General features: G+C 72.6%; 20 protein-coding genes and 1 pseudogene. 14 read left to right on the forward strand and 7 right to left on the reverse strand.

Annotation, left to right across the window (positions count from 1 at the left end; all coding sequences use genetic code 11):
- The coding region (locus tag ABZU52_RS25275) for a helix-turn-helix domain-containing protein (RefSeq protein WP_354973459.1) at positions 1–205 on the forward strand (205 nt) is incomplete at its 5' end.
- A 44-nt stretch (positions 206–249) separates the two neighbouring features.
- Here ABZU52_RS25275 and ABZU52_RS25280 read toward each other — a convergent pair.
- Positions 250–2,028, reverse strand: a complete 1,779-nt coding sequence (locus ABZU52_RS25280; RefSeq protein WP_354973476.1) for an ABC transporter ATP-binding protein — start codon at positions 2,026–2,028, stop codon at positions 250–252.
- Between the two features lie 96 nt (positions 2,029–2,124).
- Here ABZU52_RS25280 and ABZU52_RS25285 point away from each other — a divergent pair, with 96 nt between their 5' ends.
- Positions 2,125–2,556, forward strand: a complete 432-nt coding sequence (locus ABZU52_RS25285) for a MarR family winged helix-turn-helix transcriptional regulator (RefSeq protein WP_354973460.1) — start codon at positions 2,125–2,127, stop codon at positions 2,554–2,556.
- A gap of 98 nt (positions 2,557–2,654) precedes the next feature.
- Positions 2,655–4,439: an N-acetylglutaminylglutamine amidotransferase gene (locus tag ABZU52_RS25290; protein ID WP_354973461.1), complete on the forward strand. Its 1,785-nt coding sequence runs from the start codon at positions 2,655–2,657 to the stop codon at positions 4,437–4,439.
- A gap of 25 nt (positions 4,440–4,464) precedes the next feature.
- Here ABZU52_RS25290 and ABZU52_RS25295 read toward each other — a convergent pair whose 3' ends face one another.
- From ABZU52_RS25295 to ABZU52_RS25305, 3 genes are all read right to left on the reverse strand, one after another.
- Positions 4,465–5,598 (reverse strand): glutamate--cysteine ligase, encoded by a 1,134-nt coding sequence (locus ABZU52_RS25295; RefSeq protein ID WP_354973462.1) that lies wholly within the window; start codon positions 5,596–5,598, stop codon positions 4,465–4,467.
- A 103-nt stretch (positions 5,599–5,701) separates the two neighbouring features.
- Complete coding sequence (locus tag ABZU52_RS25300; protein WP_354973463.1) at positions 5,702–6,910, reverse strand: RNA polymerase sigma factor; 1,209 nt, start codon at positions 6,908–6,910, stop codon at positions 5,702–5,704.
- Between the two features lie 2 nt (positions 6,911–6,912).
- Positions 6,913–7,269 carry a YciI family protein gene (locus tag ABZU52_RS25305; protein ID WP_354973464.1) on the reverse strand — a complete coding sequence of 119 codons (357 nt, stop codon included), beginning with the start codon at positions 7,267–7,269 and terminating at the stop codon, positions 6,913–6,915.
- Between the two features lie 385 nt (positions 7,270–7,654).
- On the opposite strand from ABZU52_RS25305, the gene ABZU52_RS25310 reads away from it, so the two are divergent.
- A complete protein-coding gene (locus ABZU52_RS25310) occupies positions 7,655–8,995 on the forward strand; it encodes an FAD-dependent oxidoreductase (protein WP_354973465.1) in 1,341 nt (446 codons plus the stop codon).
- 141 nt (positions 8,996–9,136) lie between these two features.
- On the opposite strand, the gene ABZU52_RS25315 is transcribed toward ABZU52_RS25310, so the two are convergent.
- Together ABZU52_RS25315 and ABZU52_RS25320 are read right to left on the reverse strand one after the other, a co-directional pair.
- Positions 9,137–11,359: a discoidin domain-containing protein gene (locus ABZU52_RS25315; RefSeq protein WP_354973466.1), complete on the reverse strand. Its 2,223-nt coding sequence runs from the start codon at positions 11,357–11,359 to the stop codon at positions 9,137–9,139.
- A 228-nt stretch (positions 11,360–11,587) separates the two neighbouring features.
- Positions 11,588–12,787 carry an ROK family transcriptional regulator gene (locus ABZU52_RS25320; protein ID WP_354973467.1) on the reverse strand — a complete coding sequence of 400 codons (1,200 nt, stop codon included), beginning with the start codon at positions 12,785–12,787 and terminating at the stop codon, positions 11,588–11,590.
- 237 nt (positions 12,788–13,024) lie between these two features.
- On the opposite strand from ABZU52_RS25320, the gene ABZU52_RS25325 reads away from it, so the two are divergent.
- From ABZU52_RS25325 to ABZU52_RS25340, 4 genes are all read left to right on the forward strand, one after another.
- A complete protein-coding gene (locus ABZU52_RS25325; RefSeq protein WP_354973468.1) occupies positions 13,025–14,323 on the forward strand; it encodes a sugar ABC transporter substrate-binding protein in 1,299 nt (432 codons plus the stop codon).
- 70 nt (positions 14,324–14,393) lie between these two features.
- Entirely contained in the window at positions 14,394–15,386 is a 993-nt protein-coding gene (locus ABZU52_RS25330) for a sugar ABC transporter permease (protein ID WP_354973469.1), read from the forward strand.
- Positions 15,379–16,218 carry a carbohydrate ABC transporter permease gene (locus ABZU52_RS25335; protein WP_088989328.1) on the forward strand — a complete coding sequence of 280 codons (840 nt, stop codon included), beginning with the start codon at positions 15,379–15,381 and terminating at the stop codon, positions 16,216–16,218. Before ABZU52_RS25330 ends, ABZU52_RS25335 begins: the two co-directional genes overlap by 8 nt.
- A gap of 29 nt (positions 16,219–16,247) precedes the next feature.
- Positions 16,248–17,624, forward strand: a complete 1,377-nt coding sequence (locus tag ABZU52_RS25340) for a GH1 family beta-glucosidase (RefSeq protein ID WP_354973470.1) — start codon at positions 16,248–16,250, stop codon at positions 17,622–17,624.
- Between the two features lie 135 nt (positions 17,625–17,759).
- On the opposite strand, the gene ABZU52_RS25345 is transcribed toward ABZU52_RS25340, so the two are convergent.
- A complete protein-coding gene (locus tag ABZU52_RS25345; RefSeq protein WP_354973471.1) occupies positions 17,760–18,350 on the reverse strand; it encodes a nucleotidyltransferase family protein in 591 nt (196 codons plus the stop codon).
- 117 nt (positions 18,351–18,467) lie between these two features.
- Here ABZU52_RS25345 and ABZU52_RS25350 point away from each other — a divergent pair, with 117 nt between their 5' ends.
- The 6 genes and pseudogenes from ABZU52_RS25350 to ABZU52_RS25375 all read left to right on the forward strand — a co-directional run.
- Positions 18,468–18,968, forward strand: coding sequence for a 2Fe-2S iron-sulfur cluster-binding protein (locus ABZU52_RS25350; RefSeq protein WP_354973477.1), 501 nt, complete (start codon positions 18,468–18,470; stop codon positions 18,966–18,968).
- Complete coding sequence (locus ABZU52_RS25355) at positions 18,965–19,948, forward strand: xanthine dehydrogenase family protein subunit M (protein WP_354973472.1); 984 nt, start codon at positions 18,965–18,967, stop codon at positions 19,946–19,948. The genes ABZU52_RS25350 and ABZU52_RS25355 overlap by 4 nt, the downstream gene beginning before the upstream one ends.
- Complete coding sequence (locus ABZU52_RS25360) at positions 19,945–22,035, forward strand: xanthine dehydrogenase family protein molybdopterin-binding subunit (RefSeq protein ID WP_354973473.1); 2,091 nt, start codon at positions 19,945–19,947, stop codon at positions 22,033–22,035. The genes ABZU52_RS25355 and ABZU52_RS25360 overlap by 4 nt, the downstream gene beginning before the upstream one ends.
- A 28-nt stretch (positions 22,036–22,063) precedes the next feature.
- Positions 22,064–22,429, forward strand: a complete 366-nt coding sequence (locus ABZU52_RS25365; protein WP_354973474.1) for a metalloregulator ArsR/SmtB family transcription factor — start codon at positions 22,064–22,066, stop codon at positions 22,427–22,429.
- Positions 22,429–23,070: an SRPBCC family protein gene (locus tag ABZU52_RS25370; RefSeq protein WP_354973475.1), complete on the forward strand. Its 642-nt coding sequence runs from the start codon at positions 22,429–22,431 to the stop codon at positions 23,068–23,070. The genes ABZU52_RS25365 and ABZU52_RS25370 overlap by 1 nt, the downstream gene beginning before the upstream one ends.
- 168 nt (positions 23,071–23,238) lie before the next feature.
- Positions 23,239–23,462 (forward strand): annotated as a pseudogene (locus tag ABZU52_RS25375) (hypothetical protein); the annotation flags it as partial.

The raw sequence follows: 23,462 nt of genomic DNA on the forward strand, positions 1-23,462 counted from the left end.
AAGCGCGATCCCGGCGACGGCTCCAGGCCCGGCTGGTGCGGCGGCGCACCGGCGTCGGCGGCCGGGACGACCGCCCGCGCTGGGCCGGGAGCAGGTCGAGGCGGCCCGGCGGATGCACGCGGCGGGCACCCACTCGGTGGACGCCATCGCCGCCGCGCTGGGGGTGTCGCGGGCGACCGTCTACCGGCACCTGACCGCGTCATAACGAGACAGTTTCAAGACGATTTCGAGACGGTTCTGAGCCGACGTTCAGGCCGCCAGCGTGGCGTAGCGGCCGTTGCGGCCCAGCAGGCTGTCGTGGGTGCCGGCCTCGACGATCCGACCGTGGTCGAGCACCGCGATCTGGTCGGCGTCCCGGACGGTGGAGAGCCGGTGCGCGATGGTGATCGTGGTGCGCCCCTGGGCGAGCACGTCGAAGGCCCGCTGCACGGCGCGTTCGGTCTCGGTGTCCAGCGCGCTGGTGGCCTCGTCCAGGACCAGGATCCGCGGGTCGCGCAGCAGCGTCCGGGCGATGGCGAGGCGCTGCTTCTCACCGCCGGAGAACCGGTGGCCGCGGGAGCCGACCATGGTGTCGTACCCGTCGGGCAGGTCGGCGATGAGGTCGTGGATCTGGGCAGCGCGGGCGGCGTCCTCGATCTCGGTGTCGGTGGCCTCCGGCCGGGCGTAGCGCAGGTTCTCCCGGACGGTGGTGTGCAGCAGGTACGTCTCCTGGCTGACCACCCCGACGATCGCGGCCAGGTCGGCCAGGCGCAGGTCGCGCAGGTCGACGCCGTCGACGGTGATCCGGCCGGCGGTCGGGTCGTGCAGTCGGCTGACCAGCCCGGCGAGGGTGCTCTTGCCGGAGCCGGTCTCGCCGACCAGGGCGAGGCTGGTGCCGGCGGGCACGTCGAGGGTGATCCCGGCGAGGGCGGCGGTGTCGCTGCCCGGGTAGCCGAAGGTGACGTCCTCCAGGCGCAGGTGGCCACACACCCGGGCCGGGTCGAGGCGGACCGGCTCGGCGGGGTCGGCCACGTCGACCGGCAGGTCCAGGTATTCGAAGATCCGGGCGAAGAGCGCCAGCGACGCGGTGAGTGAGACACCCACGTTGAGCAGCCCCATCAGCGGCCGGAACAAGCCACCCTGCAGGGCGGTGAAGGCGACCAGGGTGCCGATGCTCAGCGTGCCGGCGGTGCCGGGCAGCCCGGCGGCGAGGTAGATGACCGCCGGTACGGCGGCGAAGATGATGCTCATCGAGGCCATCCGCCAGCGACCGGCCAGCTCGCTGCGCAGCTCCAGGTCGACCAGTCGCTCCGAGGAGGCGGTGAACCGGTCGATCAGCGCGGGGCCGGTGCCGAGGGTCTTGGCCAGTTGCACGCCGCTGATCGACAGGCCCTCCTCGACGGTGACGTTGAGGTCGGCGAGTTCGCGTTGCCGCTGGGCGGTGATCTCGCGGCGCATCCGGGCGACCCGACGGGTGAGCCAGATGGCCGGCGGCAGCACCACGAGCGAGACCAGGGAGAGCTGCCAGGAGAGCGCGACCATGGCGACGACGGTGGCGACCACCGTGGTGAGGTTGGCGGCGACGGCGGTGGCGGTGGAGGTGACCACCGACTGCATGCCGCCGATGTCGTTGGTGATCCGGGACTGCACCTCACCGGTGCGGGTGCGGGTGAAGAAGCCGAGCGACTGGCGCTGGAGGTGGCTGAAGACGTCGGTGCGCAGCCGGTGCATGACCCGCTGGCCGACCTGGGTGGAGATCCAGGTCTGCACGACGCCGAGCGCGGAGGTCACCGCCGCGACGGCGACCATGCCGAGGACCAGCCAGACCAGCAGCGTCACGTCGCCCTGCGGCAGGGCCCGGTCGATCACGGCACGGAGCAGGAACGGGCTGGCCATCGCGATGACCGAGGAGAGCACGATGATCGCGGTGACGGCGGCCAGGGCGGGCCGGTGCGGGGTGAACAGGCGGCCGATGCGGCGCAGCGACACCTGGCGGGCCTGCGTCTTCTCTTCGTCGCTGAGGGTGCGGTGGCCGCGGTCGCGGCCCATCGGGGTGGGTTCCAAGGGGGGCTGCCTCTCGTCGGCGATATTGCTGAGGTTACCTCATCATGAGGTAGCAACCACATCTCCTGCTACCGTATTCCGGTGACCGAGCACACCGTCGACAACGCCGACGACGAGAGCCTGGCGGAGACGTTCTGGGCGGTGGCGTCCCGGCTGCGCCGGCAGACCCGGGACTCACTGGTCCCCTGGGATGTCACCCCCAGTCAGGCCCGGGCCCTCGGCGTGCTGGCCCGGCACGGCGAGGTACGCCCCGGCACCCTCGCCGAGCACCTGCGCATCGCGCCCCGCTCGGCGACCGAGGTCGTGGACGACCTCCAGACCCGGGGGCTGGTCGAGCGCCGGCCCGACCCGGCCGACCGGCGCGCGACCCTGGTGGCGCTCACCGCGGAAGGCGACCGGGTCAGCACCGCCATCCGGGCGGCCCGGCGGGCCGAGGCAGACCGCTTCTTCGGCCACCTCAACGACACCGACCGCGCCGAGCTGGCCCGCATCCTGCGTACCCTGCGCGGCTGACGGGTTTGCCACCCGCGGGCACGGGTAGCCAGCGGCCCGTCCGGTCGGCGGGACCGGCCGGCGCCGGGTCGGGGGCGAGGTGACGGGAGGCCCGGCTGATGTGCGGGATCAGCGGGGAGGCGCGATTCGACGGCCGCTCGCCCGACGCGGCGGCGGTCACCCGGATGACCGAGGCGATGCGCTCACGCGGCCCGGACGACGAGGGCCTGTTCGCCGACGGCTGGGTGACCCTCGGGCACCGCCGGCTGACCATCATCGACCTGTCCGACGCGGGCGGGCAGCCGATGGTCCGCGACGACCTGGGCCTGGCGCTGGTCTTCAACGGCTGCATCTACAACTACCCGGAGCTGCGCGAGGAGCTACGCCGCGCCGGGCACGCCTTCCACTCCACCAGCGACACCGAGGTGATCCTGGTGGCGTACGCGCACTGGGGTGAACGTTTCGTCGACCACCTGGTCGGCATGTTCGCGATCGGGCTGGTCGACCGGGTCCGGCGGCGGCTGATCCTGGCCCGCGACCGGCTCGGCATCAAACCGCTCTACCTCGCCGAGACACCGGGGCGGCTGCGGTTCGCCTCCACTCTGCCCGCCCTGCTGCGGGCCGGCGACGTCGACACCGGCATCGACCCGGTGGCGCTGCACCACTACCTGTCCTGGCACTCCATCGTGCCCGCGCCGCGTACCGTGCTGCGCGGCGTGCGCAAGCTGCCGCCGGCCACCCTGCGGGTGATCGAGGCGGACGGGCGCAGCCGGGAGGAGGTGTACTGGCGGCCCGACTACCTGCGGGAGCCCGCCGACGCGGGGATGGACGCCGCCGACTGGCGGGCCGCGATCGGTGACGCGCTGCGCGCGGCGGTACGTCGACGGCTGGTCGCCGACGTGCCGGTGGGGGTGCTGCTCTCCGGCGGACTGGACTCCAGCCTGATCGTGGCGCTGCTCGCCGAGGCCGGCCAGCAGTACCTGCGCACGTTCAGCATCGGCTTCGACAGCCGCGGCGGCGAGTCCGGCGACGAGTTCCACTACTCCGACCTGGTGGCCCGCGCGTACGACACCGACCACCACCGGATCCGACTGGCCGACGACGACCTGGTGCCCGCCGTCCGACGGGCCGTGCTGGCGATGACCGAGCCGATGGGCAGCCACGACGTGGTCGCCTTCCACCTGCTCTCCGAGCAGGTGGCGCAGCACGTGAAGGTGGCCCAGTCGGGGCAGGGCGCCGACGAGGTTTTCGCCGGCTACGGCTACCACCAGCCACTGATCGAGGCGCCCCGGCACGGCGCCGCCGAGACGTTCGCCGCCGCGTTCTTCGACCGTGGCCACGACGAGCTGCGCCGCATCGTCGGGCCGGCGTACGCGCTGGAGCACGACGTCAGCCGGGACCTGCTCACCGGGCACCTCGCCGCGCCCGGAGCGCAGACCGCGCTGGACGCCGTCCTGCGCCTGGACACCCACCTGATGCTCCCCGACGACCCGGTCAAGCGGGTGGACAGCATGTCCATGGCGTGGGGTCTGGAGGTACGCACGCCCTTCCTCGACCAGGATCTGGTCACCCTGGCCGCGCACTGCCCGCCGGAGCACAAGGTCGCCCAGGGCGGCAAGGGCGTGCTCAAGGAGGTCGCCCGGGAGGTGCTGCCCGCCGAGGTGATCGACCGTCCCAAGGGCTACTTCCCGGTGCCGGCGCTGCGCAACGTGGACGGCCCGGTGCGCGAGGTGGTCGCCGAGGCGTTGCAGGCGCCGGCCGCGCGCGAGCGGGGGCTGTTCCGTCCGGAGTACGTGGCTCAGCTGCTCACCGAGCCGGACCGGGCGGAGGCGGCGTCCGGCAGCAACAAGCTGTGGCAGCTCGGCCTGCTGGAGCTGTGGCTCCAGACGCACGACATCCGTTGAGCCGCCGGTCCGCCCCGCTGAAGGGTCAACCGGCGGCCGTGCGAGTGACCAGGTCGTCGAGGACCGCGCGCAGATCCCCGGCGCGCTCCAACACCTGCCGCTGCCGGGTCGCCCCGGTGCCGTCGCGGCGCAGCCGGGCCAGCTGCGCCAACACGTACCCCAGGTCGCCGTGGCGCAGCAGGGCCGGGGCGATCACCGCCATCAGCTCGTCGACGAGCGCCCAGGCCGGCCGGGTGCCACCGGCCCGCAGGTCGATCAGCTCGCCGTCGAGACCGTCGTGGGCGGCCCGCCAGTGCGCCGCCGCGACCAGGCAGTCCCGCACGGGCCGAGCGGTCACCCCGGCGCGTACGTCGTCGACGAGCGTGGCGACGAGGGACCGGACCAGGGCGGCCACCAGCACCGCGTCGTCCACCTCGGTGCAGACGTCACCGACCCGCACCTCCACCGTCGGGTACGCCGGCGACGGGCGGGCGTACCAGTAGACCATCGCCGCGTCGAGCATGATGCCGGCGGCGATCAGCTCGTCGACCGTGCGGTCGTAGTCGGCCGCGGAGTCGAAGTACGGCGTCGGGCCGATGCTGGGCCAGCGTTCCAGCTGCATCGAGCGCCAGCTGGCGTGCCCGGTGTCGGACCCGTCGTGCAGCGGCGAGTTGGTGGTGATCGCCTGCACCACCGGCAGCCAGATCCGCAGGTGGTTGCAGACCTGCACGGCCAACTCCCGGTCGGGCAGCCCGACGTGCACGTGGCAGCCGCACACCGCCGGGTCGTGTGCCACCGGCCCGTACCGGCGGGACATCGCGTGGTAGCGCGGCTCGTCGGGCACCGTCCGGTGCGACTCGGCCACCGGGGTGGCGCCGACCGCCACCAGCCGCGCCCCGGCCGCCGTTGCGGCCTCGACGGCGCAGCGGCGCAGCGCGACCAGGTGCCCGCGCAGCTCGCTGAGGTCGGCGCAGACCGGGGTGACCATCTCCACCATGCTGTGCCGGAACTCCTGGCGGCTCTGCTCCCGGGCGGGGTCGCGCAGCGCGGCGCGCACCTGGTCGGCGACCGGAAGGTTCCGGCCGCTGTCCGGGTCGAGCAGCAGGTACTCCTCCTCCACGCCGAGCGTGAGAGTGGACAGGTCGGGCACGGTGTCGACGGCGGTCGGACGGTAGGCCATGCCCCCTCCCCATCCCCTGCTGCGGCCGGTGGCCTCGGGTTCCCGACGACCGCTGCGGCAAACGCCCCGTCAGGGGCCTCGCCAGGGCCGCCGCGCGCGACCGTCAGGGCGTCGCCAGGGCCGTCGCGCGCGCGGTGAGAAAGGCCCGTTCGGCCGCGTTGTCCGTCAGGGCGACGGCCGTCCGGTACGCCTCGACGGCCTCCCCGCCCCGGCCGAGCCGGGCCAGCAGGTCGGCGCGGACCACGTGGTAGACGTGGAAGGCGACCAGATCGAGGCGGTCCACCTCGGCCAGTGCCACTGCCGCACCGGACACCTCGGCGAGCGCGACGGCCCGGTTCAGCGCCACCACCGGGCTGGGGGCGACCACCGTCAGCTGGTCGTACAGCGCAAGGATCTGCGCCCAGTCGGTGTCGGCGGCGCGCCCCGCGGCGCTGTGCACGGCGGCGATCGCGGCCTGGATCTGGTACGGCCCGGGCCGGTCGCGGCGCAGGCAGCGGCGGACCAGTGCCTGCCCTTCGGCGATCAGCTCGGTGTCCCACCGGCCTCGGTCCTGCCGGGGCAACGGAACGAGGTCGCCGGCGGCGGTGGTCCGCGCGGCACGGCGGGACTCGGTGAGCAGCATCAGCGCGAGCAGTCCGACCGCCTCCGGCTCGTCCGGCATCAGCGCGACCAGCAACCGGGCCAGCCGGATCGCCTCGGCGCACAGCTCGACGCGGACCAGGTGCGGGCCGGCGCTGGCCGTGTACCCCTCGTTGAAGATCAGGTAGAGCACCGCGAGAACACCGTGCAGCCGGTCGGGCAGGTCGGCGTCGCGGGGCACCCGGTACGGGATCCCCGCGTTGCGGATCTTCGACTTGGCGCGGACCAGCCGCTGCGCCATCGTCGGCTCCGGCACCAGGAAGGCTCGGGCGATCTCGGCGGTGCTCAGGCCGCCGAGCAGCCGCAGGGTGAGGGCGACCCGGGCGTTCGGGGCGAGCGCCGGATGGCAGCAGGTGAAGATCAGCCGTAGCTCGTCGTCGCGCACAGGTCCCTCCTCGACGGGTGGGTCGGCGGCGAACAGCAGGGCCGCCCCGGCGTGCCGGTCGGCCCGGGACGCCTCCCGCCGCAGCCGGTCGATGGCCTGGTTGCGGGCGGTAGTGATGATCCAACCGGCCGGGCTGGGCGGCGGGCCGCTCTGCGGCCAGCGCCGCAGCGCGATGACGAACGCCTCCTGGACGGCCTCCTCGGCGAGGTCGATGTCGCCGAGGAGGCGGACCAGGACGGCGACCGCGCGGCCGTACTCCGCGCGGAACACCGCCTCCACGTCGGACACGCTCAGTCGCCGGCCCGGCCCTGGAAGGGGCGCACCTCGATCGGCAGGGTGGTCGCCAACGCGTAGCGGCGACCCCAGTCCAGCGCGGCGTCCAGGTCCGGCACGTCGATGATGGTGATGCCGCCCAGGTACTCCTTGCCCTCGATGAACGGCCCGTCGGTGATCAGGACCTCGCCGTCACGGGCGCGCAGCACGGTGGCGGTCTCCGGCCCGTGCAGGCCCTGCCCGAAGACCCACGACCCGGTGGACGCCAACTCGTCACGCAGCTCGCCGAGCTGACGCATCACCCCGGCCAGGAACTCCGGCTCCGGCGGCAGCTCGCCCTGGGGTTGGTGAAGGCTGAGCAGGTACAACGTCATCGTTCCTCCTCGCGGGGCGGCCGGCCTCTCGCCGACCTCTCATCCTCCATACGATCGGCGGTCGCCCCCATCGACAGTGCGGCAGAAACTTTTCGGCGCCCGGCTCGACCCGGTGGTGGCCGCCCTTTGCTCTGCACCCGCGGAGGCGACGGGTGGGCTCGGCGCCGGCCCGGCCCGAGATTGGCCCCCCTGCTCTGCACGCGCGGAGGCGACGGGAGCGCTCGGCGCCCGACCCGGCCCGAGATTGGCCCCCTTTGCTCTGCACCCGCGGAGGCGACGGGGGCGCAGGGCCGGGTGTCGCATCGGGGGGTGCAGAGCAAAGGATGGAGGACAGGGTGGTGTCCGCCGGTGCCGCGACCAGAGCCGACAGTCATAGCGGCGACGGTTGTGGGTAGAACCCGGTGTGATCGACGGCTTCCGGGTGGTCGTGGTCGGCGCCGGCTTCTCCGGTCTGGCGGCCGCGCTGGCGCTCAGCCGCGCCGGAGTCCAGGTGCGGGTGCTCGAGGCCCGCGACCGGGTGGGCGGTCGGGTGCTGACCCGGTGGCTGCCCGAGCTCACGCAACTCGACCTGGGGGCGCAGTGGATCGGCCCGACCCAGGATCGGATGTACGCGCTGCTCGCCGAGCACCGGCTGGCCACCTTCCCCTCGGCGTCGGTCGGCGGCCCCACCCTGCTCTGGGCCGGTCAGCGCCGGGCCGAGCCGCCGGCGCAGGTCGGGCGGGTGCTCGGCCTGCTCGACGAGTACGCCGGACGACTGGACCCGGACATGCCCTGGGCGACGCCGGAGGCCCCGCGGTGGGACCGGACGACCCTCGGCGGGTGGCTCGCCACCACGGCCGGGGACGACGACACCGCCGACTACCTGGGGCGGCTGCTCGCCGGCGGGCTGCTGGCCACCGGCGCGGACGAGCTGTCCCTGTTGCAGCTGCTGTTCTACCTGCGCAGCGCCGGCGGGACCGGGAGGTTGCTGGGGATGGCCGGTGGCGCGCAGCAGGATCGGATCGTGGGCGGGCCGTCGGCGCTGGCCGAACGGATGGCCACCGCGCTGCCGCCGGGCACGCTGACGCTGGCGGCGCCGGTGCGGGCCATCGAACAGACCGTGGACGGCGCGACCGCGTGGACCGACACCGGGCGCGTCGACGGCGACGCCGTGGTGGTCGCGCTGGCCCCGGCACTGGCTGGCCGGATCCGGTACGACCCTCCGCTGCCCCCGCTGCGCGACGGGCTCACCCAGCGAATGCCGATGGGGTCGGCGCTGAAGGTGCACGCCGTCTACCCGGAGCCGTTCTGGCGTGCCGACGGGCGCTCGGGGGTGGCCACCAGCAGCGCCGGGCCGCTCACCGAGACGGTGGACAACTCCACCCCGACCTCGCCGCTCGGGGTGCTCACCGGGTTCAGCTACTCATCGGACGCCGCCGCGCTGCGTGCGATGTCCCCGGCGCAACGGCGGCGATGCCTGCTGGAGGCGTTCGCCACCGTCGTCGGGCCGCGCGCCGAAGACCCGGTGGACCTCATCGAGTACGACTGGTCGGACGAGGAGTGGACTCGCGGCTGCTTCTCCGGCGCGCTTACTCCGGGAACCTGGCAGACGTACGGCCCGCACCTGCGGGCGCCGGTGGGGCGGGTGCACTGGGCGGGCACCGAAACGGCCACCCGCTGGTGTGGCTACCTGGAGGGCGCGGTCCGCGCCGGTGAGCGGGCGGCGGCCGAGGTGCTGGCCGGTTGAGGTGCCGGCGGTTGAGGTGCCGGGCAGTTGAGACGGCACGACCGTGGCCGGCCCGGTCTCGGCGGGACCGGGCCGGCCTCGGCCCACGGTGCGACCGGCCGACCCGTCCGTCAGACGTCCGGGCCGGCGCGGGCGCCCGGGTCAGGGGTAGGTGGTCAGGTACACCGTCTGGTTGGCCGCGTTCGCGGTGCCACCGGCGTTGTTGATCACCCGATTGATGGTGCCGACGCCACCGAGCGAGACGGTGACCATGTTCGTGAAGCGCACGTTCGGGTTGGTGGGCACCTCGAAGGACCGTTCCTCGACCACCGCGGGGTTGACGTTGAAGTAGCTGTAGCTGCCCAGCCCGAACGCCTGGTGGCTGGTCACCGAGTCGGCGACCTTGTACGCGGCGTAGCCCCGGGTCGACCCGTTCATCCAGGCGGCCTGGTTGGGCGGGTCGTAGGGCAGCTCGTTCTGGTAGAAGTACGTCCGCCCGCCGTTGCCGTTCCAGATGGTCTGGTACTTCTGGTAGTGCTCGACGAAGAGGCCGTACATGGTGACGTTGTCGCCGTTGACGGTGAGCCCGGTGTCGGCGGTGTTCAGCGTCCACCCGGTCGGTACGCCGCTGGCGGCGTGGTCGGCCCGCCACAACCACATGTGGTCGCCGATCACGTTGTCGCTGTTGACGGTCAACGTGTTGGTGGCCTTGCCGACGTGCGGCCCGCCGATGCGGAAGAACACGTCGTGCAGCGAGGTCGGGTTGGTGGCGTGGCTCGCGGACGAGCCGGACGGCCCGACCTCCATCAGCACCGGCGAGTTCGTCGTGCCGGCCTCGAACATGATGCCGGCCACCTTCACGCCGTCCACATCGGCCACCCGCATGCCCACCGTGCCGTTGTCGGCCTGGATGGTGGCCAGGCCGAGACCGAGGACGACGGTGTCGGCCCGGTTGACCTGAATCGGCTCGGTGATCCGGTGCACGCCCGGGGTGAAGAGCAGGTGCTTGCCCTGGGCGAGGGCGGTGTTGATGGTGGCGGCGCTGGTGCCGGGCTGGACCACGAAGAACTGCGACAGCGAGATGGACGAGCCGGCCGGGGTCTTGTTGTACCAGCTGGTGCCGGTGGAGTTGGTGCGCAGCGAGGGCACGAAGACCCGGTACTCACCGCTGCCGGTCACGTACAGGAACGGCTTTTCCCGGACCTGCGGGGTCTGCGCGATGACGGTGTGCGACGGGTTGGGGAAACTCGGCGCGGGCGCGCCGACGACGCCCTGGAAGACCATGTTCCACACCGAGCCGGTCCAGCCGTTGCCGAACTCGCTGTTGCGGGAATACCACTGCTGCTGCGAGCCGGAGACGACCAGGCCGTCGATGCGGGTGTCGGCCAGCAGGCCGCCGCTGGACCAGCCGTCGCCGCCGTTCCAGAGCTGGATCTGGTTCTGCGCGCCGCGCAGGTGCATCCGTCGGTACGGCGCGGCCTGGGACACCGCCCAACGCTCCACGGTCTGCCCGGCGGGCAGGGTGACCGAGAGGTTCTCGGCGGCCCGCCAGAAGTTCTGGGTGGCGTTGCCGCCCATCCAGAACGCCTCGGTGCGGACGTGGCCGTTGAGGTTGACGTCGTCGGGGCTCATGCCCAGGCCGGCGACCTGGGTGAAGAAGCCGAGGTTGACGTCGGCGGTGTAGGTGCCGGGCTTGAACAGCACCGCGTAGCGCTGCGGGCCGAACTGGTTGGTCTCCTGCTGGGTGAAGAGGGTGTTCAGTCGACTCTGGATGGTCGACGTCGGCGTGCTCGGGTCGAAGACGAACGTGTTCGCGCCGAGGTTGGGGTTGTACGGGTCGGTGGGCGTCACCGGGGGCTCGTTGGTGCCGCCGCTCTCGCCGTAGACCTGGAACTCCCAGAGCGAGTACCCGTAGCCGGTGCCCCGGGCGGTGCCGTTCATGCGGACGTAGCGGCCGGCGCCGGAGACGGTGAGGTTCTGGGTCCCTCCGGTGCCGGTGGTGGTCGAGTAGATCGTGGTCCAGGTGGACCCGTTGTCGGAGGTCTGCAGCTGGAAGGCCCGGCCGTAGGCGGCCTCCCAGATCAGGGTGACCTGGGTGATGGTGGCGCGGGCGCCCAGGTCGACCTGGAGCCACTGTGGGTCGCTGAACGCGCTGGACCAACGGGTGCCGGTGTTGCCGTCGACGGCTGCGGCGGCAGGAGTGCCGGCGTTCTCGGTGGACGAGGCGGTGGTCGAGCGGCCCTGGGACAGAAGGACGGGGGCGGCCTGCGCGGGTGTGGTGGTTCCGGTCGGCGTGAGCGCCGCGACCAGGGCCACGGTGAGCCCGACGAGCAGGTGCCGCACGACCCGGGGACGCGGGCGTACGGATGTAGCACGAGATGTCATGACATCGCCTGTCGATAGGGGGTTACGGGGTTGCCGCACGGATGGGATCGGACTCGCCCGTGGCGCCGTGGATGGTGCCGCCGACGCGGTGCCGCAGGGAGGAGAGCGCTCTCGTAGGAGTGTTGCGGCGAGATTGCGGCGACGTCAAGACATCGATCTATAACTTTGTTATTTATCCCGAGGATTCTTTTTGGGTAATTTGCCGTCGGCCTGTGGAGTCGCGCTCCATCAGCGGCGGACGCCACCCTCGGTGAGGAAGCGGGCGATCGGGAGGGTGGCCGCGCCCAGCGCCACCGCGTCCACCCCGAGCCGGCACAGCTCGATCGACGCCTGTTCGTACGGCTGGCGCAGCGCCTGCCGGCCGGCGGCCTCCCGAACGGCCGGCAGCAGGTCGGCGAGGGCCATCGCCGCCCAGCCGCCGAGCACCACCCGCTCCGGGTTGAACAGGTTGATCAGGTTGGCCACCCCGGCGCCGAGGTAGCCGGCGGTGTCATCGAGGACCCGTCGGGCCGTGGCCGAGGTCTCGGCGGCGGCGACCAGTGCGGCGATCTGGGACTCTTCGTCCTCGCCCGGCACCTGTCGACCCCGGCGCGCCTCCCGGTAGCGGTCGATGATCGCCTCCGCCCCGACGTACGCCTCCAGGCAGCCGCGCGCGCCGCACCGGCAGGCCCGGCCGCCGTACACCAGGGTGGTGTGCCCCCACTCCCCCGCGCTGCTGGACGCGCCCCGGTAGGTGGCGCCGTTTGTCACCACCGACGCGCCCACTCCGGAGCCGACCAGCGCGAACACGGCGTGCCGGGCGCCCCGGCCGGCGCCGAACCACATCTCGGCCTGGCCGAGGGTCTTCGCGCCGTTGTCGATGTGCAGCGGCAGGTCGGTGCCGGCGCCGATGAGGCGTTCCAACGGCACCCGGTCCCAGCCGAGGGCCTGGGCGTGCACCACGGCCTCGGTGCCCTGCTCGACCACGCCGGAGACGCCGACGCCGACGCCGAGCACGTCGCCGGGGGCCACGCCGGCCTCGCCGGTGACCGCGTCGATGCCGGCCAGCACGTGCCCGGCCACCAGGTCGGGCTCGGTACGGGCCGGGTCGAGCGGGTACTCGACGCTGGCCAGCAGGGTCATCGCGAAGTCGAACAGCTCCACCCGGACCCGGGTCTCGCCGACGTCCACGCCGATCACGAAGGCGAAGCGCGGCGCGATCCGCAGCAGCATGCTGGGCCGGCCGCCGTCGGACTCGGCGGCGCCGGCCTCGGCGACCAGCCCTTCGTCGATCATGTCGGCCACCACGTTGCTGACCGCGGGCTGGCTCAGCCCGGTGCTGCGCACCAGGTCCTGCCGGGTGAGCGGGCCGTCCAGGAAGAGCTTGGTCAGCAGGGCGGACCGGTTGCGCAGCCGCACGCTGCGGTTGGTGGCACGCGCCAGCTCCACTCGTCACCTCGTTCCTGTCGGCCGTTCGAGGCGACTGTAACCGCCTCGTGCTTGACGACCCACCAGCCAGCAACTTTAATGACGACATAAATTAAGCCGTGATGTAACTCCCGGGAAACGCCGACGGACCCCGACGGCGCACCCCCGAACCCTGTCCGCAGCCGGCCACCCGTCGCCCCGACCCCTATCGGCGACGGAGGTCGGCGGACCCCCACCACGCACCGGAAGGGCTGACCCGTGTCGAGACGACACCTCGGGATATTCACCGCCGCCGTACTGGCGGCCGCCTCGCTGACCGCCTGCGGTGGCTCCGGCGACGACTCCGCCGCATCGCCCAAGACGCTCACCTACTGGGCCAGCAACCAGGGCGCCAGCCTGGAGGCCGACAAGACCATCCTCCAGCCGGAGTTGGACAAGTTCGAGAAGCAGACCGGGATCAAGGTCACCGTCGAGGTGGTCCCCTGGTCGGATCTGCTCAACCGACTGCTCGCGGCCGCCGCCTCCGGCAAGGGCCCGGACGTGGTCAACATCGGCAACACCTGGTCGGCCTCGTTGCAGGCCACCGGCGCGCTGGTCGAGTTCGACGACGCCACCCTGCAGGCCGTCGGCGGCAAGGACCGGATCGTGCCCGCCGCGCTCGCCGCCGCCGGCGCCCCCGGCAAGCCGCCGGCCGCCGTGCCGCTCTACTCCATGGCGTACAGCCTGTACTACAACAAGAAGTCGTTCGCCGACGCCGGCATCACCGCACCCCCGACCACCTGGGAACAGCTCGCCGAGTACGGCAAGAAGCTCAGCACCGGCGGCAAGTGGGGCCTGGCGATCGAGGGTGCCAACCCGTCGGAGAACGCCCACCACGCCTTCACCTTCAGCCAGCAGTACGGCGGCGAGTGGTTCGACTCGGCCGGCAAGCCGACCTTCGACACCCCGCAGAACGTCTCGGCGATCAAGCGCTACATCGACTTCATGGCCGCCGACAAGATCACCAACCCGAGCAACGCCGAGTACGCGCAGAACCAGTCGGTCTCCGACTTCGCCAACGGCAAGGCCGCCATGCTGCTGTGGCAGTCCGCCGGGTCGAACCTGAAGACGCAGAACATGCCCGCCGACGCGTACGGGGTGGCCCCGGTGCCGTTCCTGGCCAACCCGCCGGCCGGCGGCAAGAAGGTCAACAGCATGGTCGCCGGGATCAACATGGCGGTCTTCAAGCACACCAAGAACAAGGACGGCGCGCTGAGCTTCGTCAAGTTCATGACCAGCGACGAGGAGCAGACGATCCTCAACAAGACGTACGGGTCGCTGCCGGCCGTAAAGACCGCCGCCTCCGACCCGGCGTTCAGCGCCCCGGAGCAGAAGAGCATCCAGGAGACCCTGGTCACCACCGCGGCCCCGCTGCCGCAGGTGCCCGACGAGAGCACCTTCGAGACCCTGGTCGGCACCGCCATGAAGGAGTTGTTCGCCGACGCGGCCAGCGGCAAGCCGGTCACCGAGGAGTCGGTGAAGGCCAAGCTGACCGACGCGCAGCAGAAGATGCGCTGACCCAGGCGTCACCGGTGGCCGTGGTCGGGCGACGAGCCCGGTCACGGCCACCGCCTCCGAGAGGACCCCGATGGCAACCAGCACCACCGCGCCGGACGCCGACCGGCGCGAACCCCGGGCCGGGTCACCGGCCCGGGGGCCGGTCCGCCGGCCCCGCGGCCCGCGCCGCTCGCTCCTGCCGTATCTGCTGCTCGCACCGGCCATCGTGCTGGAACTCGCCATCCACGTGATCCCGATGGTGGTCGGGGTCTGGATGAGCCTGCTGGAGCTGACCCAGTTCCACATCCGCGACTGGTCCACCGCGCCCTTCATCGGGCTGGAGAACTACCGGGCGACGCTCGACCTGAACACCGCCGCCGGCAAGGAACTGCTGCACTCGTTCTGGGTCACCCTGGCCTACAGCCTGCTCTCGGTCGGGTTCGCCTGGCTGCTCGGCATCTCCGCGGCGGTCGTCCTGCAACGGCCGTTCCGGGGACGGGCGATCCTGCGGGCGCTGTTCCTCACCCCGTACGCGCTGCCGGTCTACGCCGCCGTGATCACCTGGAGCTTCCTGCTGCAACGCGACACCGGCCTGGTCAACCACGTGCTCGTGGACCAGCTCGGGCTGATGAACGACCGGCCGTTCTGGTTGATCGGCGACAACAGCTTCTGGTCGCTGCTGGTGGTGTCGGTCTGGCGCAACTGGCCGTTCGCGTTCCTCTGCCTGATGGCCGGGCTGCAGAACGTGCCCGGCGAGCTGTACGAGGCCGCCGCCATCGACGGCGCCGGGTTCTGGCGCCGGCTGCGCTCGGTCACCCTGCCCATGCTGCGGCCGGTCAACCTGGTGCTGCTGCTGGTGCTGTTCCTGTGGACGTTCAACGACTTCAACACGCCGTTCGTGCTCTTCGGCGGCTCCGCGCCGGAGCAGGCCGACCTGATCTCCATCCACATCTACCGCAGCTCCTTCAAGACCTGGGACTTCGGCTCCGGATCGGCGATGTCGGTGGCGCTGCTGCTGTTCCTGCTGGTCGTCTCGGCCGCGTACCTGCTGATCACCAACCGTCGGAGGGACGACCATGCGTGAGACCGCCGGTGAGCGCTGGGGCCGGCGCATCGTGCTGACCCTGCTCACCCTCTTCGTCGTCATCCCGCTCTACGTGATGGTCACCTCGGCGGCGAAGCCGTTGCAGGACGTGCAGAACGGCTTCACCTGGTGGCCCAGCCGGCCCACGCTGCAACCGTTCGTCGACATGTGGAGCACCGTGCCGCTGGCCCGGTACCTGGTGAACAGCCTGGTGGTGTCGAGCATCGCGGCGGTCTGCTCGGTGGCGGTGGCCATCTTCGCCGCGTTCGCGGTGAGCCGGTACCGGTTCCGTGGCCGGGGCGTCTTCTCGGTGACAGTGCTGTCCACCCAGATGTTCCCCGGCATCCTGTTCCTGCTGCCGCTGTTCCTCATCTACGTCAACCTGGGCAACGCCACCGGCATCGAGCTGTACGCCAGTCGTACCGGCCTGGTCATCACGTACCTGACCTTCTCGCTGCCGTTCTCGATCTGGATGCTGGTCGGCTACTTCGACTCGATCCCCCGGGGTCTGGACGAGGCGGCGCAGGTCGACGGCGCCGGTCCGTTGCGCACCCTGTTCCAGGTCATCCTGCCGGCCGCCGTGCCCGGCGTCGTCGCGGTCACCGTGTACGCGTTCATGACCGCGTGGGGTGAGGTGCTCTTCGCCTCGGTGATGACCGACGAGGGCAGCCGCACCCTGGCCGTCGGCCTCCAGGGCTACTCCACCCAGTTCAACGTCTACTGGAACCAGATCATGGCCGCCTCGCTGGTGGTCAGCATCCCGGTGGTCGTCGGGTTCCTGGCCCTGCAGCGGTACTTCGTCGCCGGCCTCACCGCCGGCGCGGTCAAGTGAGTCATTCAACCCCAGAGGAGAACCATCCCGTGCCCGACCTGTCCAAGCTGCCACCCGACTTCCTCTGGGGTGTCGCCACGGCGGCGTACCAGATCGAGGGGGCGGCGGCCGTGGACGGCCGGGTGGGGGCCAGCGGGGGCACCGGCTCGGCGACTCCCGGCGCTGTCGACAACGGCGACACCGGCGCGGTGGCGTGCGACCACTACCACCGGTGGCCGGAGGACCTGGCGCTGCTGCGCCGGCTCGGCGTGGACGCGTACCGTTTCTCGGTGGCCTGGCCCCGGGTCATGCCCGACGGCGTCGGGCGGGTCAACGCCGCCGGGCTGGACTTCTACGATCGGCTCGTCGACACGTTGCTCGCCGACGGGATCCGGCCGTTCGTCACGCTGTACCACTGGGATCTGCCGCAGGTGATGCAGGACCGGGGCGGGTGGCCGGAGCGCGCCACCGCCGAGGCGTTCGCCGACTACGCGGCGGTGGTCGCCGGCCGCCTCGGTGACCGGGTCGCCGACTGGTGCACCGTCAACGAGCCGCTGTGCGTGTCCTGGATCGGGCACCTGGAGGGGACCATGGCCCCCGGCGAGCGGGACCTGACCCGCGCGGTGCACACCTCGCACCACGTGCTGCTCGGGCACGGCCTGGCCACCCAGGCGATCCGCGCCAACGCCGCCCGCCCGGCCTCGGTGGGCCTGGTCGTCAACCTCAGCCCGATCGAGGCGGCGACCGACCGGCCGGAGGACGTCGCGGCGGCCCGCCGGGCCGACGGGCACGTCAACCGGTGGTGGCTGGACCCGATCCACGGGCGCGGCTACCCCGCCGACATGATCGCCACCTACGGCGTCGAGCCGCCGGTACGCGGCGACGACCTGGCGACGATCGCCACGCCGACGGACTTCCTCGGGGTGAACTACTACTTCCGGCAGCTGGTGGTCGACGACCCGACCGGTCCGGCGCCGTACGCGAAGCAGGTGCCGGTGCCCGGCTCGGTGGAGACCGCGATGGGCTGGGAGATGTACCCGGCGGGGCTGGAGCGGCTGCTCGTCGACGTGCACGAGGAGTACCGGCCGGGCCGGATCATCGTCACCGAGAGCGGCTCGGCGTGGCCGGACGAGGTCACCCCGGACGGCACGGTGGAGGACAAGGAACGCACCGACCACCTGGAGCAGCACCTGGCCGCGTGCGCGTCGGCGGTGGCCCGGGGAGTCCCCCTGGACGGCTACTTCGTCTGGTCCTTGCTGGACAACTTCGAGTGGGCGTACGGCTACGACAAGCGGTTCGGGTTGGTGCACGTCGACTACGCCACCCAGCGCCGGACGATGAAGGCGAGCGGTCTGCGCTACGCCGAGCTGATCCGCGCCCACCAGCGTCTCGCCCGTACGACCGACACGGCAACGCCGGTGGCCTGACCGGGGGCGGGCGATGCGGCCGGCCGCCCGGGGTGATGCTTCGTCGTCCCGGGCGGCCGTTTCCGTCCCAACCGGCCCGATAGCGGTCATGATCGCCTATCACGCGGTGACCAGCGAGGGGTTGCCCCCGTTGGCTCACGCGTCGCTGACCGCCCGGAGCCGGTAAAGGTCGGCCGGGGTGTCCACGTCGACCGGCGAGCCGACGTCGTCGCAGGGCACCTCGACCACCAGGTCAGGCCGGTCGCGCAGCAGGTCGCGGGCACCCCGGTCGCCGACCGCGTACCCGCCCAGCAGTGACCAGGTCCGCCGGGCCAGCACGACCGGGTGCCCGGGCCGGCCGGCATAGGTGGCGACCGCGACCACCGCGCCGTCGGCGTACGCCGCGCGCACCCGACGCACCGCGATCGGGCTGAGCAGCGGTTGGTCGACCAGGACCACGACGGCAGCGGACACGTCGTCCGGCAGCGAGGCCAATCCCCGCAGCAGCGACGAGCCCAGCCCGTCGGGCCAGCGGTCGTGCCGGATCGGCACCGCGCCGGGCAGGTCGGGCACCTCGTCGGCGCCCGCGCCGAGCACCACGTGCACGGGTGCGCATCCGCCGTCGCCGAGCAGTCGGACCGCGCGCCGCACCAGCGGTTCGCCGTCCAGCTCGATCATCGCCTTCGGCCGGCCGTAGCGCCGCCCGGCACCGGCGGCCAGCAGCAGCCCGGCGATCACCGTGGTCACCTCCCGTACGAAGCGCTTTGCGTTATTCGCCCTGACATATACCGACAAAGCTAGTCTGGGCCGGTGCAGGACGGAGGAGAGAACGCGACGACGATCGACGAGCGCCACTCGTCCCGGGTGGCGTTGGAGGTCAATGGCGCGTCCCGCGAGCTGACCCTGGACAACCGCACCACCCTGCTCGACACGCTGCGCGAGCACCTCGACCTGACCGGGGCGAAGAAGGGCTGCGACCACGGCCAGTGCGGCTCCTGCACGGTGCTGCTGGACGGCCGCCGGGTGAAGAGTTGCCTGGTCTTCGCGGTCACCCTGGACGGCCGGTCGGTGGTGACCGTCGAAGGGCTGGCCGGGCCGAACGAGCTGTCCCCGTTGCAGGCCGCCTTCATCGCGCACGACGCGTTCCAGTGCGGCTACTGCACCCCGGGGCAGCTCTGTTCCGCCCGCGGCATGCTCGACGAGGTCGCGCAGGGCTGGCCCAGCGCGGTCACCGCCGACCTGAACACGCCCGCCGAGCTGACCGACGCGGAGATCCGCGAGCGGATGGCCGGCAACCTGTGCCGCTGCGCCGCGTACCCGCACATCGTCGCGGCCGTGCGCGAGACGGCGGCGGTGACGCGGTGAGGGCGTTCCGCTACCACCGGCCCGCCGACGTGGCCGACGCGGTCGCCGTGCTGGCCGCCGAGCCGCAGGCGGCGTACCTGGGTGGCGGGACCAACCTGGTGGACCTCATGAAACTCGGGGTGCAACGCCCCGACCTGCTGGTGGACGTGACCCGCCTCCCGCTGGACACCGTCGAGGAGTTGCCCGACGGCGGGCTGCGGGTCGGCGCGACAGTGCGCAACAGCGACCTCGCCGCCCACCCGGTGGTCCGCCGGGACTACCCGGTGCTGGCCCGCGCTCTGCTCGCCGCCGCCTCCGGGCAGCTGCGCAACATGGCCACCACCGGCGGCAACCTGTTGCAACGCACCCGCTGCGTCTACTTCCAGGACCCCGGCAAGGCGTGCAACAAGCGGGAGCCGGGCACCGGTTGCGCCGCCCGGCACGGCCAGAACCGCGATCTGGCCGTGCTGGACTGGTCCGAGCAGTGCGTGGCCACCCACCCGTCCGACCTGGCCGTCGCCCTGGCCGCACTGGACACGGTGGTGGAGGTGCACGAGACCGACGGCCCCCGCGACATTCCGATCACCGCGCTGCACCGCTCACCCGGCGCGCATCCGGAGCGGGACACCACCCTGACCCGGGGGGCTCTGATCACCGCCATCCGACTACCACCGCTGCCGGCGGCGCGCCGCTCGACGTACCTCAAGGTGCGCGACCGGGCCTCGTTCGCCTTCGCCGCCGGCTCGGTGGCCGCGGTGCTGGACCTCGACGGTGACGTGGTCCGCGACGTGCGACTGGCGTACGGGGCGGTGGCGCACCGGCCGTGGCGGGCGTACCGGGCCGAGGAGGAGTTGCGGGGTCGAGCGTTCAGCCCGGAGCTGGCGGCACGGGCCGCCGACGCGGAGCTGGCCGAGGCGCGCCCGCTGCGGCACAACGGCTTCAAGCTGCCGCTGACCCGGGCCATCACGGTGCGGGCGCTCAGCAAGCTGGCGTCGTCGTGAGCACCGGGGCGGTCGGGCGGGCGTACCCCCGGTTGGAGGGCCCCGCCAAGGTCACCGGCACGGCCCGGTACGCGGTGGAGTACCCGGTCAACGGCGTCACCTACGGCTGGGCGGTGCCGTCGGCGGTGGTGCGGGGCCGCATCACCCGGATCGACACCGCTGAGGCGCTGGCGTCGCCCGGCGTGCTGGCCGTGCTGCACCACGGCAACGCGCCCCGGATGGCACCGGGCCCGCAGCCGGAGCTGCGACTGTTGCAGGAGCCGATGGTGCACTACCGGGGGCAGTACGTCGCCGTGGTGGTGGCCACCTCCCTGGAAGCGGCCCGCGAGGGCGCCCGACTGGTCCGGATCGACTACGACGCCGGCCCGCACAGCACCGTGCTCACCGATGACCACCCCGGCCTGTACAAGCCGGACCAGGTCAACCCCAGCTATCCGACGGACACCGCCGAGGGCGACTTCGACGCCGGGTACGCGGCCGCCCCGGTGCGGGTGGACGTCACGTACCGGACACCGGCGTACCACAACAACCCGATGGAGCCGCACGCCACCACCGCGCAGTGGCACGACGGACGGCTCATGGTGCACGACTCCACCCAGGGCGCCACGCCGGTGCGCGCCATCCTCGCCGAGCTGTTCGAGCTGCCGCCGGAGTCGATCCGGGTCGTCGCCGAGCACGTCGGTGGCGGCTTCGGCAGCAAGGGGTACGCCAAGGCGTCGGTGGTGCTGGCCGCCCTCGCCGCCCGGCACGTGGACCGGCCGGTGAAGCTGGCGCTGACCCGCCAGCAGTTGTTCGGGCCGATCGGTTACCGCACCCCCACCATCCAGCGGGTCCGCCTCGCCGCCGACACCGACGGCCGGCTCACCGCCATCAGCCACGACGCGATCAGCCAGACCTCGACCATCTGGGAGTTCGCCGAGCAGACCGCCGTCTACACCCGCAGCATGTACGCCGCGCCGCACCGCCGCACCACGCACCGGGTGGCCCGCCTCGACGTGCCCACGCCGTTCTGGATGCGCGCCCCGGGCGAGTGTCCCGGCGCGTACGCCCTGGAGTCCGCGCTGGACGAGCTGGCCATCGCCGTCGGCATCGACCCGGTGGAGCTGCGCATCCGCAACGACACGGCCGTCGACCCCGACCAGGGACGCCCGTTCACCAGCCGCGACCTGGTGGCCTGCCTGCGCGAGGGCGCACAGCGCTTCGGCTGGGCCGGCCGTGACCCGTCGCCCCGGTCCCGGCGCGACGGGCGCTGGCTGATCGGCACGGGGGTGGCCGGGGCGAGCTACCCGGCCCGGGCCCGGCCGTCCTCGGCGACGGCCACCGCCCGGCCCGACGGGAGCTTCCTGGTCCAGATCGACGCCACCGACATCGGCACCGGCGCCCGGACGGCGATCTGGCAGGTGGCCGCCGACGCCCTCGGGGTGCCACCGGAGCGGGTGGAGATCCGGATCGGGGACAGCGAGCTGCCGACGGCGTCCCTGGCCGGCGGCTCGATGGGGACCGCCAGCTGGAGCTGGGCGGTGATCCGCGCCGCGCAGGCGCTGCGCGAGAAGCTACCCGGCGGTGTGCCGCCGACCGGCGAGGTGACCGCCGAGGCGGACACCACCGAGGAGGTGGGCGGGCAGCCCGCGCTGCCCCGGTACGCGTACGGGGCGCACTTCGTCGAGGTGCGGGTCGACGCGGACACCGGCGAGGTGCGGCTGAACCGGATGCTCGGGGTGTTCGCGGCGGGGCGGGTGGTGAACCCGACGACGGCGCGCAGCCAGCTCATCGGCGGCATGACGATGGGGCTGTCGATGGCGCTGCACGAGGAGGGCCTGCTCGACGAGCGGTACGGCGACTGGGTCAACCACGACCTGGCCACGTACCACATCACCGGCTGCGCGGACGTGGAGTCGATCGAGGCGTACTGGCTGGACGAGCGGGACGACGAGCTGAACCCGGCCGGGGTGAAGGGCCTCGGCGAGATCGGCATCGTCGGCGCCGCGGCGGCGGTCGGCAACGCGGTACACCACGCGACCGGTGTACGGATCCGGGAACTACCGATCCGGCTGGACAAGCTCATCGGAGTATCAGGATTGGCTTAAATAAGCCACCAGTGATACAACTGTCCACGTGCACGCCTTCGACGTGCTGGGCGATCCGGTCCGGCGCCGCATCCTGGAGCTGCTCGCCGGCGGCGAGCAGACCGCCGGTGCGGTCAGCGCGATCATCCGCGAGGAGTTCGGCATCTCCCAGCCCGCCGTGTCCCAGCACCTCAAGGTGTTACGCGACAACGGCTTCGCCACCGTGCGGCCGGAGGGCACCCGGCGGCTCTACGCGGTCGACCCCCGCCCACTGCGCGAGGTCGACGGCTGGCTGGAGCACTTCCGCCGGTTCTGGGCCCCACCCCTGGCGGCCCTCGCCACCGAGCTGGCCCGGGGCCGACGTGAGCGTCGGCTGCGCGGGCCCGCCGACCCACCCGATGAGAGGAACATCTGATGTTCGACGCCACCGAGCAGATCAACGCCGTCCAGCGGAAGGTCGGCAGCCGCACCCTGGCTGCCGGCGAGGCGCGGGTCACCACGATCAGTCAGACGTACCAGGCAACGGCCGAGGACCTGTGGGACGCCTGCACCAGCGCCGAACGTATTCCGCGCTGGTTCCTGCCGATCTCCGGCGACCTGCGGCTGGGCGGCACGTACCAACTGGAGGGCAACGCCCACGGCACCATCGAGAGCTGCGAGCCGCCGCACCGCTTCACCGCCACCTGGGAGATGGGCGGCGAGGTGAGCTGGATCGAGGTGCGGGTCACAGCGGTCGGCGACGAGCGGGCCCGCCTCGACCTGGACCACATCGCGCACGTCGACCAGGACCGGTGGGCCCAGTTCGGGCCGGGCGCGGTCGGCGTCGGCTGGGACCTCGGGCTGCTCGGCCTCGCCTCGCACCTGGCCGGCGACGGCAGCGGAATCACCCCGGAGCAGGGCGCCGAGTGGACCGCCTCCGCCGAGGGACGACGGGCCATGGAGCTGAGCAGCCAACTGTGGTGCGACGCGAGCATCGCCGCCGGCACCGACGCCGACGAGGCCAAGGCCGCCGCCGAACGCACCACCGCCTTCTACACGGGCACCCCGGCGGCCTGAACCCGGGCGACGTGCTTCTACGCGGGCACGCCGGCGGCCTGAACCCGGGCGGCGTGGCAGCGCGGGCACGGCGGCCGGCAGCGCGGGCACGGACGGCTGCGGGCAGGGCGGCGGCCCGAGCCTGGGCGGGGCTCGGGGCGCGGCGGTCGGGGCGGGGATCGGAGTACCGTGCTGCGGCATGACCGGCACGCCGTACTCGCACTGCTCCTACTGCGGCGCCGCCTACCCGGCGGCCGCCGGCTGGCCGCGAGTCTGCGCGGTCTGCGGCGAGACCGTCTGGCGCAACCCGCTCCCGGTGTCGGGCTGCGTCCGGTGGCCCGCCGGATCGGGCTCGCCGGCACCGGCGTACTCGTCGCCGCGATGGTCACCGCCCAGGTCGGCGCCGTCGACTT

Origin of the sequence: Micromonospora sp. NPDC005220, assembly GCF_040607895.1 — a bacterium.
Taxonomy (GTDB): domain Bacteria; phylum Actinomycetota; class Actinomycetes; order Mycobacteriales; family Micromonosporaceae; genus Micromonospora.